Genomic DNA, 12,356 nt, shown 5'->3' on the forward strand with positions numbered 1-12,356 from the left:
CGGGAGCGGCCGGACTCCTTCTGACGGTCGGGCGGGCGGGTTATAGTCGGGGCAATTTTCCAACCTTCCGGTGAAGGGGATGGGCATGTCCCTGGGCAACCTTTATGACCCACTCCGTACGCACCTGACCGATCCTTATCCCTTCTACGAGCGGGCCCGGCGCGAGGAACCGCTGTTCTACTCCCCGGTGATCGGCGCCTGGGTCGTGACGAAGATGGCCGACGTGCGCAGGGTCCTGCGTGACGGGCAGACCTTCTCCTCGGCCAACACCCTGCGGCCGTACGTGCCGTTCCCGCCGGCGGTGCTCGACGAGCTGGCCAAGGGGCTCCCGCACCGGGAGACCTACATCACCATGGACGGCGAGGCGCACCGGCGGTTGCGGGCGCCCGCGGCGGCGGCCCTCGCCCCGGAGCGCGTCGCCGCGGCCGAGGCGTACATCACCGAGCGGGCGTCGTCCCTCATCGACGGTTTCGCCAAGGACGGCCACGTCGACTTCATGGCCGAGTACGCCAACCGGCTCCCGGTCGACGTGATCGCCCGGCTGGTCGGTTTCGCGGAGGAGGACACGAAGGCGTTCGGGGACGACAGCCGGGCCGCGGCGGCCATGGGGATGGGACATCAGTTCAGGTCCGAGGAGGAGCAGCTTGAGTGTGCCCGGTCCTGGGTCCGCTTCCAGCACCTCATCATGCGGTACGTCGCCGAGCGCCGGGCCGCCCCCCGGGACGACGTGATCAGCGACTACATCGCCGCGTACGCACCGGGTGACGCGCCCCTCACCCCCGACGAGCAGGCGGGACTCGTCGGCCTGGTCCTCGGGATCGCCCTGCCGGGCCACATCACCACCTCGGCGCTGCTCGGCAACGGCCTGCTCCGGCTGCTGTCCACCGGCCAGTGGCGGCTGCTCTGCGAGCGGCCCGACCTCGCGGCGAACGCCACCGAGGAGATCGCCCGCTACGACACCCCGACGCACGTGTTCCTGCGGGTGACGACCGCCGACACGAGCCTCGGCGGGCGGGACTTCCCCGCCGGCACCGAACTCGCCCTCTGCCTCGCCGCCGCCAACCGTGACGAGGAGGCCTTCGAGCGGGCCGAGGAGTTCGACATCACCCGGCCCGTACAGGCCAACGTGGTCTTCGGCCAGGGCGCCCACTACTGCCCGGGGGCCGGCCTCGCCCGCCGCGAGATCGAGATCTCCCTGCGCCTGCTCGCCGAGCGCCTGCCCGGCCTCCGCCTCGTACCGGACCAGCGGGTCGAGTACCGCGCCACGCTGGACCACCGGGGCCCGCTGGCGCTCCAGCTTGAATGGTGAGCACCTGTCAGTCGACGGTGGCGCGGTCGGGCGGGTGCCGGCGTCGCCCCTGCCCAGGCTGGACTCCACCCGCCTGCCGGCGAGCGCCGCCTACGAGGTCGCGACGGGCGCCATGCCCACCTGGCGCGGCGGCCCCCTGCCGGAGTGATCTAGGACGTTTCGCGGCGCCGGACGAGCTCGACGGCCAGGGCGGTCAGGTCCGGTGCCACGATGTCGGGCTGCGGCAGCGAGGCGACGGGCAGCGGAGCGTTGCCCGGCCGGGTGATCAGGCCCGCGGTGTAGCCGGCACTCTGCGCTCCGATCGTGTCCCAGACGTGCGCGGACACCATGAAACACCGCGACGGCGGCACCCCCAGGTCCCGCGCCACCATGTGGTAGTTCTGCGGCGCGGGCTTGAAGGCGCGCACGCTCTCGACGCTGAACTGCCGCTCGAAGAAGCGCGCCAGCCCGGCGTTCTCCAGCGGGCTCCGGCCGCCGGGGTTGGGCGGCGAGTTCGTCAGGGTGACCAGGCGGAAGCCCGCCTCCCGCAGCCGGGTCAGGCTCGCCTCCACGTCGGGATGCGCCGGCATCGTCAGCATCGCCCGCCTGACCTCCTCGACGTCGGCGTCGGTGACCCGTACGCCGTGGATGTCGCCGAGCATCCTGAGCAGCCCCTGACCCAGGGTGAAGAACCCCTCGTAGAGCCCGGACAGGGTGATCGTCATCGAATACGTGATCAGGTGGCCGAACCACTCGCGCCTGACCCACCGGTCGCCGAAGATCCGTTCGAAGAGGGGGTCCATCGAGGCCAGCTCGATCAGCGTCTCGTTGACGTCGAACACGATCACCGACGGCTCGTCTCCGGCCCACTCGCCGGACGACTGCGGGGCGTGGGCGTGGTTCATCGGATTCGTCCCTCTTTCTCGATCACCGGTCGGGAGGCGGCGTATCTTCACCTCGCAGGATCGCCCCGCAACTGCCCAGATTTCCGGTGCCCCGCCTTGGACGTGCGGAAACTTGGACCTCTCTGGACATGGCCCGGGAAAGCCCTCCTCACGCCGCCGCCTCCAAGGTGAGCAGGGCACGTTTGGCGTCGGCGACCGCGACCAGGCCGCCCACCGGCGACTCGATGACGGTGTGAGTCCGTGCCATGGTTCTTGCCCTCCTGGTGTGTTCTTTCACCAGGTAGACGCCGCCGCGCCGGAAAACGTGAGATCCGGCGGGCACCCGGTTAATACCAGGCGCGGCACGGGACTCGCCACTTACAGTGGAGAACAGGCGTTAGAGAGGAATCGATGGCGACCAGTTTCGGGCGCGCCACGCTGGCCACCGTCGCCGCCTCGGCGGGTGTCTCGGTGGCGACCGTGTCCAAGGTGCTCAACGGCCGCAGTGACGTGGCCCCGGCCACCCGATCGATGGTGCAGGCCCTGCTGCTGGAGCACGGCTACGTCCCCCGCTCGCCGCACCGTCGTCAGACCGCGCTGACCACGGTCGAGCTGCAGGTGGACGGGGAGCTGTGCGCCTACTCCAGCGCGATCGTCCAGGGCGCGGTCGAGGCGGCGGCCGGGGTGGGCGCGGCGGTCGTCGTGTCCATCGCCCAGGGCGTGGTCGGCAGCCACCCCTCCTGGGCCGCTGACCTGCTCGCCGCCGGGCGGCACGCGCTCATCTCCGTCACCAACGAGCCGGCCCAGCTCGCCGCGCTGTCCAGGGCCCGCCTGCCGGTGGTGGTCATCGACCCGCTGAACATGCCGAGCGACTCCGTCATCAGCGTCGGCGCCACCAACTTCGCTGGCGGCATGTCCGCCACCCAGCATCTGCTGGGCCTCGGCCACCGCCGCATCGCCTACATCGGCGGCCCCGCCACCGCGACCTCCAACCAGGCGCGCATGCACGGTTACCGAGCCGCCATGGACGCCGCGGGCGTGCCCGTGCCCCCGCAGTACGTCCGGACTCCGGGCTACTGCCATCCCGACGGGCTGGAGGCGGGAGCCGCCCTGCTCGACTTGCGGCCCGCGCCGACGGCCATCTTCGCCGCCAGCGACGAGTGCGCCCTCGGCGCCATCCAGGCGGCCAAGGCTCGCGGCCTGTACGTTCCCGACGACCTCAGCATCGTCGGCTTCGACGACACCCAGATAGCCACCATGACCTCGCCGCAGCTCACCACCGTGCGCCAGCCGCTGCGCCAGATGGGCGGCGTCGCCCTGCGCACGGCGCTGCGCCTGGCCGCCGGCGAGAGGATCGAGTTCCGCCACCTGGAGCTCGCCACTGAGCTGGTCGTACGCGGGTCCAGCCTGGCCGCCTGACGAGAGACCTGGGCGCCGAGCCGGTTCGGGGCTCCTATGCGACGTGTTCGGCCGCGAGCAGCCCGGCCAGGCCCAGGAAGCAGACGCCGCTGCCCGCGTCGATCTTGCGATGGGTCCTGGCCGAGATGCCGGTCGCGCCGAGCGCGATGCCCACGCCGATGTACCCGAGGCCGACGATCAGCTCGATGGGCAGGTAGGCGGCGCCGAGCAGGGCGAGCTGCGGGGCCGCGGCGGCGTCCGGCCCGCCGGTGAACTGGGGGAGCAGCGCGGCGAACAGCAGCAGCGCCTTGGGGTTGCTCATCGCGACGACGAACTCGTTGGCGACGATCGGCCACGGCGTCCGCCCGGTGCCGGACGGCGAACCCGCCGGGGCGGTGGGCCGGGGCCGCCACGCCTGCCGCAGGCTGGCGAACCCGATCCACAGGAGGTAGGCGACGCCGACCCATTTGATCACCGTGAGCACGGCGGGCACGGTGACCAGCAGCACGTCGAGCCCGGCCACGACGAGCCCGATGAGGACGACGAAGGCGGCCAGCCGGCCGCCGATCCCGGCCAGGGCGTAGGCGCTGCCGTGACGCACGGCGTTCCGCAGGCCGAGGAGCTGGTTCGCGCCCGGGACCAGGGAGGCCAGCACGGCAGCGGTGACGAACCCCGCCCAGTTGATCATCAGAGCCCGCCCTCCGGAGTCGCGTGCCGAGGTCCCGGGCGATCACCGGTTCGAGCGTGCGCGTTTTACGTCCTACATGCCGATATATGACGTTTTTAGTGTATTGGCACGGCGGAGGCGCTCAGAGTCAGAAGATCACGTATGCCGAGAGGGCGGCGGCCGGCACTGGTGAGGATCATCACATCATGGGATGAATGGGACTAACTGGGACATCGGCTTGGTTGGCACCCCACGTAACACACCAAGGACGCGAGCCAACTGGAGATCCCAGGGCAGCGCGCGTCCGAAGGAGATAGACGACCATGAGCAAGATCACTTTGCGTCTCGCGACCGCGGCCGCGACTCTTGCAGTGACGGGCGGCATCATCTTCACCACGAGTGGAGCCGCCTCCGCGGCCACGAGCCGGCTCGCGAGCCCGGGTGCCCCCATCGCCACCAGCGCCGAGGCGGCCCGTCACAACGGTTACCTGCAGCGTTGGGATGGCCGCCGCTGGTGGTTCCGCTACGCCTCGCACGGCGACTGGTACAGCGCCGGCCACGGTGAGCGCTACCGCTTCGACGGCCACCGCTTCTACCGGTGGGAGGACGGCAGGTGGAAGCCGGTGTCGGCCTCCTACGCCCGGCACCACTCGCTCGACCGTGACGACCTCTACGGGCGTTCGCGCGTCCACCACGTCGACCACAACAACCGTGGCCACGAAGGTCATGCCCACCACGGCGACAAGGGCCGTCACGACGAGCGCGGCGACAAGGGCCACGACAACGACCACGGCGATCACCACAGCGATCACCGCGACAACGACCACTCCGACAACCACCACTCCGAGTACGACCACCGCTGAGGCCGAGGATCGGCCGTCGCATCGAGCAGGCGCGAGCCGCAGCCGTCTTGAGCGAACATGAGCCGCGGACGCCCTGAGCAGGGATGAGCCTCCAGCGCCCCTTCTGCGGCTCGCCCCGCAGGTGCCGCACGGCGCCGATCATCGAGCAACACGCGGCAGAGCCCGTTCCGGTTCACGGAACGGGCTCTGCCGCGTGTGCGACAGGAACGAGGCGGCGGCTCTCTAGCGGTTCTGGGCGGCGCGGCGGAACTGGGCCGGGGTGGAGCCCGTGGCCAGCCGTAAGGCCCGGCTGAAGGCCGACTCGAGACGGACGAGATCCTCGGGGCGGCGCTGCTGAGCGTGGACGCCCAGGAGCTGATCAACACGGTCGCGCTCGCCATGCGGCACGGCATCAGCGCCACCGAACTACGCGATGCCGTCTACACCCACCCCAGCTCGACGGAGGCGTTCAACGAGGTGCTCGGCAAGATCGTGCGCTGAGCGGCCCGTCACCACCGGCCCGCCCGATCTCGGGCAGCCGGACGGCGATCATGGCGATGTCGTCCTTCCTGGCGATGGGCATCCGGGCGAGCACCTGATCGGAGAAGTCGTCGAGGGACGCGCGGGCCAGGGACTCCGCGTGCCGGCGGAGCCGTTGCAGCCCGTCGTCCAGGTTCTCGCCGGGCCGTTCCACCAGGCCGTCGGTGTAGAAGAGCAGGGTGGCGCGCGGCGGCAGCATGGCGAAGGCGCTGGAACGCGGCTGGTCATCGCCGTAGCCGAGCAGGGGGTTGAGCGCGCCCTCCAGAAAACGTCCCTCGCCCTCGTACGTCACCAGCAACGGCGGCGGATGCCCGGCCACCGAGTAGTGCAGCCGCCATTCCCCGTTCTCCGGGCCCTCCAGCCGGGCCAGGATGCAGGTCGCCGTGCCGTCGCCGTACAGGGCCTCGGTGGCGACGTTGAGACGGCGCAGGATGTCGCCGGGAGGTTCGCGGCGGTCCATGGTCAGGCCCCTGAGCATGTTGCGCAACTGGCTCATGGTCACCGCGGCCGTCAGGTCGTGCCCGCCGACGTCGCCGATGGTGAGGATGGTCGCCCCGTCGGGCAGGATGAAGGAGTCGTACCAGTCGCCGCCGATCTCGACGGCGGTGGCGCTCGGGCGGTATCGGGCGGTGATCTCCATGCCCGGGGCGTCGGGCGGGTCGGGAAGCAGGCAGTTCTGCAGGGCGAGTGCCACCCGCTGGGTGCGCTGGAAGCGCATGGCGTTGCTCAGGTGGGCGTGCGCGTGGTCGAGCATCCGCCCCAGCAGGTCGACGTCGGCCGGTCCGATCGGCTCCCGCGATCCGCAGACCACCGCGTCCAGCACCGCGGCCACGGCGCCGTCGACGATCACCGGCACGAGCGCGACGCTGTTGGCCCCGGCGCTCCTGAACCACCCATCCGCACCCGGCGGCGCCAGGTTCGGCGGGATCTTGCCGGGCGGGAAGACCCGGTGAACCGGTCGGCGGGTCCTGACCGCCTGGAAGAAGGCGGTGTCGGAGCCGAAACGTACCGTGCCCGGCTGTGGCTCCGGCCCGAGCCCCTCCCGCACGATGCTCACGAACCTCTCGGCGACCAGGGGCTCGGGTGGCTGGCCGTCGAAGTCGGGAATCAGGTAGATCCCGATCCCGTCCAGCACGCTGGGCATGATCACGTGGGCGAGCATGCCCAGCACCTCGTCCAGGCCGCCTATGTCAGCCGTCGCCGCGGCGGCCTGGTCGAGCAGTTTCCTGCGCTGCGCCTCCTGCCATTCGTGCTCGATGTCGGCGCACGTACCGACCCACTCGACCACCTCGCCGTTCTCGATCACCGGGACGGCGCGCGTGCGGACGTGCCGGTAGCCGTCGCCCGCCAGTTTCAGCCGGAAGGTGTGGTCCCACCGGCCCTGCCGCCGGGCCTCGGGCCAGGTCTCGCGGACCCCCGCCCGGTCGTCGGGATGGACGGCCCGCAACCAGCCCTCGCCGCGGTAGTCCGCCCAGAACTGGCCGGTCATCTGCTCCCAGCCCGGGCTCGGCTCGGCCACCAGGCCGAGGGGCGCCATCACCCACACGACCTGCGTCTCGACCCGCATGAGGCTCTGGTAGCGCAGGACGAACCTGCGCCGCTCCTCGGCGATGGAGTCGATCTCGCCGCCGCCCTCGGCCCGGCCGCCGCTCTTCGCGGCCACCAGCAGCACGCCGGCCTCTTCGGCGCCGAGCCACAGTTTCGACATGCTGATCGAATAGCGTTGTTCGGCGTCGGCTCCCCGATGGCCGCCGAAGTCGAAGGGCAGCTCCCGCAGGCTGACCGGCTCGCCCGTCTCCAGTACCCAGTCGAGCAGCCCGAAGTGGTCAGACTGGCGCAGGTCGGCGAAGGCCTCGCGGATCGGCAGCCCGAGCACGCGCTCGCCGGCGATCCGCTGGAAGGCGGCGTTCGCATAGATCAGCCGGTGGTCGAGGCCACTGGTCGCCACCACTCCCACCGGCGCGGAGTCGAAGACGTCGAAGGGCAGGCCGCTGAGCGTCCGTTTGCCGGCCTCGCTCATCGGTGCTTCCCCCCTTCCACGTCACGACCGCCCCCCGGAACGGTGTCCAGATTTGAGGCGGTATGTCACTATCAAGCCCCTGAGTGTGCTCCGACTAATCCGTTTTCGGCGTTTGTTGACCCGCTGATTGCCCAAATATGGAACGGGGCCGAGGCTTCCGCTGCCAGGGCAAAGCGCCAGATGAGAGTCAGTCGACGGCCGGTGGTGGCACGTGACGGGCGGCCGGGCGCCGCCCGCCGGTACACTGAGGCGGCCCTCGGGACGTCCGGCGATCCGCGGGTGCGCGACATCGACGTACGGGCCCTGACGAGAAGCTCCAGGAGGCCATGCGTGCACGATGAGAAGCTGCGGGAGATCGCCGCCCGCCTGGCCGAGATCCCCGGTGTGGTCGCGGTCGCGCTGGGCGGCAGCCGGGCCCGCGGCACCCACCGGCCCGACTCCGACATCGACCTCGGCCTCTACTACCGGGGCCCGCTCGCCGTGGCCGACCTGCGCGCGCTCGCCCGCGACGTCACCGGCACCCCCACCGAGGTGACCGAGCCGGGCGGCTGGGGGCCGTGGGTGGACGGCGGCGGCTGGCTGACCGTGGACGGATGGCGGGTCGACTGGATCTACCGCGACCTCGACCGGGTGCACCGGATCTGGGCGGACTGCCGGGCCGGCCGCTACGAGCTCGGCGTCCAGGCGGGACATCCGCTGGGTTTCTACTCGCACGCCTACGCGGGCGAGGTCGCGTTGTGCCGGATCCTGGCCGACCCCACCGGGGAGCTGGCGGCGTTGCGCGCGGAGGCCGCCGTCTACCCGCCGGCCCTGCGCGCCGCCCTGATCAGCGGGCTGTGGGAGGCCGACTTCGCGCTGCAAATAGCCGGGTACGGCGCGGCCGGGCACGACCCGGCGTACGCGGCCGGGTGCCTGTTCCGCGCGCTCGGCGTCGCCTGCCAGGCCCTGCACGCCGCCGACGGCGCCTGGCTGATCAATGAGAAGGGCATGATCGCGGCCGCGGGCCGGCTGCCCTCGGCGCCGCCGGAGTTCGCGGAGCGCGCCCAGGGGCTGCTGGCCGCCGTCGGGCGCACCCGCGAGGAGATCGAGGCCACCGTCGCCGCCGCCCAACGGCTGGTCGCCGAGGTCCGGGCGGCCTGCTCCTAGCCGCGTCGGCGAAGAGGTGCCGAGCGCCTCCGGCGAAGGGGGATCACCTGCTCCCGGCGCTGCTTCCCGGCGAGCGTGGTCAGGAGGAGGAGCAGCGCGCTCTGGGCCAGCATCCCGGGGGCGAGCGGCGGGGCGGTGCCCACCGACTTGGTGAGCGCGTACCACCACTGGGTGAGCGGCGAGAGGCCCTCCCACGAGGGGTCGAACGCGCCCGCGGTGTGGTTGACGGTCACGTGCATGAAGACCCCGTACGCCGAGGCGGCCAGCACGGTCACCGCGAGCCAGCGGGCCACGGTGATGGTTCGTGGGGAGCCGTCCAGGGCGACCAGCACCAGGGCGATGACCAGCAGTGCCAGGGCCGCCCACGGGATCAGCTGGGTAGGGGTCTGCCAGTGGCGTTCGAAGGCGAGCTCGGCCACCGCGCCCATGATGCCGATCGCGGTCAGTGCCAGGAGTCCGAGGCGTACCGTCAGAGGGCCGGTCCGGCGAGCCGGCCGCTCGGCGATGCCAGTGGGCGTTGAGGTCATGCGGGACCACCGTCCGATACGAAAGTTCTTCGGTCGCCTCCAACCTCCCCGGCCCGCATCAGAGCTTTCTCAGCGAATTCTGAAGATCTGGTGAGAAACCGGTACCCAGCCGGGCCGCCCGGGCGATTCGGTGCGTTCCTCCGCGTCAGGGGTGGATCATTGGGGCATGGACGTGTTGGCGGCCGTCGCCGCGATCGTCGCGCTTGTGCTGAACGGCCTGATGGCGGGCCTCTACTTCGCCTTCTCCGTGTCGGTGATGCCCGCGCTGGACGCCATCGACCAGGACCAGGCCACCGCTGCCATGCGCAGCGTCAACCAGAAGATCCTCAACCCGGTGTTCCTGCTGGCGTTCACGCTGTCGCCGGTTCTCTCGCTGCTCGCCGGCGTGCTCCTGCTGGTGTCCGGGGCGAGCGTGCCGGGAATCGTGGCCCTCGCGGCCGCTGTGGTGTGTTTCGCCGGCTCGATCCTGGTGACCAGCGTCGTCAACGTGCCACTGAACAACGCCCTCAACGAGGGCAACGTGGACTGGCCGGGCTATTCATCCCGCTGGACCCGCTGGAACCACCTGCGCGGCTGGGCCTGCGTGCTCTCCGTGGTGCTGCTGGGCGCCGCGCTCTACCTCTGGGCGTGATCGGTGCGTGGGCGGCAGCGCATGGGCGCGAGGTTCGACGGGTCGTGATTGTCGCCGGGGTCGATGTGGTCAACTCCTCCATGCGACCGGCACAGGGCATCCCCATCACGGACGTGTCCCGATGGCTCGGACACCAGGACATCGGGATCACGTTCCGTAATTACGGCCACCTCGTGGACGAGGCGTGGGACGAGCGCTCGACGTGATGCGGGCGGCCTATCAGACAGGCACCGCCGAAGCCGTCGCCGCGTGCCGACATCGTGCTGACGGCAGAGACCCGGAAATGCCTGTCCACCTTGGGCTTTCGCCCACCACGGTCACATGTTGATCATGTGACCGGCGAGGCCGTGGATCGCCTCCTTGACCGCCTCGCCGAGCGTCGGGTGCGCGTGCACGTTGCGCGCGACCTCGTGCACCGTCAGGTCCCACTGCTGGGCCAGGGTCAGCTCCGGCAGCAGCTCGGTGACCTCGGGCCCGATCAGGTGGGCACCCAGCAGCTCGCCGTGCGTGTTGTCGCTGACGATCTTGACGAAGCCGGCCGTGTCGCCCAGCCCGTGCGCCTTGCCGTTCGCCGTGAACGGGAACTTCACCACCTTCACGTCGAACCCGAGCTCGCGCGCCTGCGCCTCGGTGTGGCCGAAGCTGGCCACCTGCGGCTGGCAGTAGGTCGCCCGCGGGATCATCACGTAGTCCAGCTCCATGGTCTCCGCGTCGCCGATGGTCTCGGCGGCGATGATCCCCATGGACTCCGCGGCGTGCGCCAGCATCAGCTTGGCGGTGACGTCGCCGATGGCGAAGATGTTCGGCACGTTCGTCCGGCAGCGCCCGTCCACCGCGATGGCGCCCCGCTCGGTCAGCGCCACGCCCGTCTTCTCCAGCCCGTAGCCCTCGACGCGCGGCTGGAACCCGATGGCCTGCAGCACCTTGTCCGCCTCGAGCACCTGGGTCTGGTCGCCCTTGGTCACCGTGACCTTGACGGAGGCGCCGGTGTCCTCGATGCCGTCCACGCGGGTGGAGGTCATCACCTCGATGCCGAGCCGCTTGTAGCGCTTGGCCAGCTCGGCCGACACCTCCTCGTCCTCCAGCGGCACGATCCGGTCGAGGAACTCCACGATCGTCACCTTGACGCCGTAGTTGTGCAGCACGTACGCGAACTCGACGCCGATCGCGCCGGCGCCCGCGATGATGATGCTCGACGGCAGCTCCTCGGTCAGGATCTGCTCCTCGTACGTCACCACGCGCTCCGACAACTGCGTGCCCGGGATCAGCCTGGTGGTGGCCCCCGCCGCGATGATGCAGTGGGAGAAGGTGATGGTCTCCCCGTTCACCTGGAGCGTGTTGGCGTCCAGGAACGTGCCGCGCCCGTCGTACTCCGTGATGGCGTTCTTCTTCATCAGGTAGTGAACGCCCTTGACCCGGCCGTCGGCCACCTTGCGGCTGCGCTGGAAGGCCGCGCCGTAGTCGAAGCTGACCTCGCCGCTGATGCCGAAGGTCTTGGCCTCGTTGTGGAAGATGTGGGCGAGCTCCGCGTTGCGGAGCAGTGCCTTGGAGGGGATGCAGCCCACGTTGAGGCAGACGCCACCCCAGTACTTCTCCTCGACGACCGCGGTGCGCAGCCCGAGCTGGGCGGCGCGGACCGCCGCCGTGTACCCTCCCGGACCCGCGCCGAGAACGACGACGTCATAGTGAGTGCTCATGTGTCGGACCATACCGGTCGCCCGCCGCTGCCCCGACCCCGTGCCCGTCGGCCAGGATAGGGGTGTGATCCGGATACTCCTGGCCGACGACGAGACCATGATCCGGGCGGGGGTCGGGGCCATCCTCCAGTCCGACCCGTCGCTGCAGGTGGTGGCCGAGGCGGCCGACGGCAGGCAGGCCGTCGAGCTGGCCCTGCGGCATCGGCCCGACGTGGCGCTGCTCGACATCCGCATGCCCAGGCTGGACGGCCTGGCCGCGGCGGCCGAGCTGCGCAAGGTGGTGCCGGACACGGCCGTGGTGATGCTGACGACGTTCGGCGAGGACGACTACATCGCCAGGGCACTTGAGGTGGGGGCGAGCGGGTTCCTGCTCAAGTCCGGCGACCCGCGCGAGCTGATCGCCGGGATCCACGCGGTGGCCGAGGGGGCGGCATACCTGTCGCCCAAGGTCGCCCAGCGGGTGATCACCCATCTCGCGGGGGACAGGATGGCCAAGGGGGCGCGGGCGCGCGACCGGGTCGAGGCCCTCACCGAGCGCGAGCGCCAGGTGCTCGCCCTGCTCGGTGCCGGGCTGTCCAACGCCGAGATCGCGGAGCGGATGCACATCGTCGAGGGAACGGTGAAGGCGTACGTGAGTGCCATACTCACCAGGCTCGACGTACGCAACCGCGTACAGGCCGCGATCATCGCCTACGAGGCCGGATTGGTAGCCTGAC

Annotated in this window: 13 protein-coding genes; 8 read left to right on the top strand and 5 right to left on the bottom strand. The window is 70.7% G+C overall.

Features of this window, described 5'->3' with window-relative positions; translation table 11 throughout:
- Positions 1-85 precede the first annotated feature (85 nt).
- Positions 86-1,309, top strand: a complete 1,224-nt coding sequence (locus tag ABGB18_RS33615) for a cytochrome P450 (protein WP_347699681.1) — start codon at positions 86-88, stop codon at positions 1,307-1,309.
- A 149-nt stretch (positions 1,310-1,458) separates the two neighbouring features.
- On the opposite strand, the gene ABGB18_RS33620 is transcribed toward ABGB18_RS33615, so the two are convergent.
- Complete coding sequence (locus tag ABGB18_RS33620) at positions 1,459-2,193, bottom strand: haloacid dehalogenase type II (protein WP_347699682.1); 735 nt, start codon at positions 2,191-2,193, stop codon at positions 1,459-1,461.
- Positions 2,194-2,583: 390 nt separating this feature from the next.
- Here ABGB18_RS33620 and ABGB18_RS33625 point away from each other — a divergent pair, with 390 nt between their 5' ends.
- Positions 2,584-3,591, top strand: a complete 1,008-nt coding sequence (locus tag ABGB18_RS33625) for a LacI family DNA-binding transcriptional regulator (RefSeq protein WP_347699683.1) — start codon at positions 2,584-2,586, stop codon at positions 3,589-3,591.
- A gap of 34 nt (positions 3,592-3,625) precedes the next feature.
- Here the strand turns inward: ABGB18_RS33625 and ABGB18_RS33630 are convergent, their stop codons facing one another.
- Entirely contained in the window at positions 3,626-4,258 is a 633-nt protein-coding gene (locus ABGB18_RS33630; RefSeq protein WP_347699684.1) for a LysE family translocator, read from the bottom strand.
- A 302-nt stretch (positions 4,259-4,560) separates the two neighbouring features.
- On the opposite strand from ABGB18_RS33630, the gene ABGB18_RS33635 reads away from it, so the two are divergent.
- The gene (locus ABGB18_RS33635; protein WP_347699685.1) at positions 4,561-5,100 is read left to right on the top strand and encodes a hypothetical protein; all 540 of its coding nucleotides are present in this window, start codon (positions 4,561-4,563) and stop codon (positions 5,098-5,100) included.
- Between the two features lie 339 nt (positions 5,101-5,439).
- Complete coding sequence (locus ABGB18_RS33640; RefSeq protein WP_347699686.1) at positions 5,440-5,580, top strand: hypothetical protein; 141 nt, start codon at positions 5,440-5,442, stop codon at positions 5,578-5,580.
- On the opposite strand, the gene ABGB18_RS33645 is transcribed toward ABGB18_RS33640, so the two are convergent.
- Entirely contained in the window at positions 5,549-7,639 is a 2,091-nt protein-coding gene (locus ABGB18_RS33645; RefSeq protein ID WP_347699687.1) for a SpoIIE family protein phosphatase, read from the bottom strand. The two genes, ABGB18_RS33640 and ABGB18_RS33645, sit on opposite strands and share 32 nt — an antisense overlap.
- 330 nt (positions 7,640-7,969) lie before the next feature.
- On the opposite strand from ABGB18_RS33645, the gene ABGB18_RS33650 reads away from it, so the two are divergent.
- On the top strand, positions 7,970-8,785 hold the full coding sequence (locus ABGB18_RS33650; RefSeq protein WP_347699688.1) for a nucleotidyltransferase domain-containing protein: 816 nt from the start codon (positions 7,970-7,972) through the stop codon (positions 8,783-8,785).
- Here ABGB18_RS33650 and ABGB18_RS33655 read toward each other — a convergent pair.
- Positions 8,782-9,312, bottom strand: coding sequence for a hypothetical protein (locus tag ABGB18_RS33655; RefSeq protein WP_347699689.1), 531 nt, complete (start codon positions 9,310-9,312; stop codon positions 8,782-8,784). The genes ABGB18_RS33650 and ABGB18_RS33655 overlap by 4 nt on opposite strands.
- 166 nt (positions 9,313-9,478) lie before the next feature.
- Here ABGB18_RS33655 and ABGB18_RS33660 point away from each other — a divergent pair, with 166 nt between their 5' ends.
- On the top strand, positions 9,479-9,943 hold the full coding sequence (locus tag ABGB18_RS33660) for an anthrone oxygenase family protein (RefSeq protein ID WP_347699690.1): 465 nt from the start codon (positions 9,479-9,481) through the stop codon (positions 9,941-9,943).
- 44 nt (positions 9,944-9,987) lie between these two features.
- Positions 9,988-10,149, top strand: coding sequence for a hypothetical protein (locus tag ABGB18_RS33665; protein ID WP_347699691.1), 162 nt, complete (start codon positions 9,988-9,990; stop codon positions 10,147-10,149).
- Positions 10,150-10,260: 111 nt separating this feature from the next.
- Here the strand turns inward: ABGB18_RS33665 and lpdA are convergent, their stop codons facing one another.
- On the bottom strand, positions 10,261-11,640 hold the full coding sequence (gene lpdA, locus ABGB18_RS33670) for a dihydrolipoyl dehydrogenase (protein WP_347699692.1): 1,380 nt from the start codon (positions 11,638-11,640) through the stop codon (positions 10,261-10,263).
- Positions 11,641-11,704: 64 nt separating this feature from the next.
- Between lpdA and ABGB18_RS33675 the strand changes: the two genes are divergently transcribed.
- A complete protein-coding gene (locus ABGB18_RS33675; RefSeq protein WP_347699693.1) occupies positions 11,705-12,355 on the top strand; it encodes a response regulator transcription factor in 651 nt (216 codons plus the stop codon).
- Position 12,356: the final 1 nt, after the last annotated feature.

It is taken from the genome of Nonomuraea sp. B12E4 (assembly GCF_039871825.1).
In the GTDB taxonomy this organism is placed as follows: Bacteria; Actinomycetota; Actinomycetes; order Streptosporangiales; family Streptosporangiaceae; genus Nonomuraea.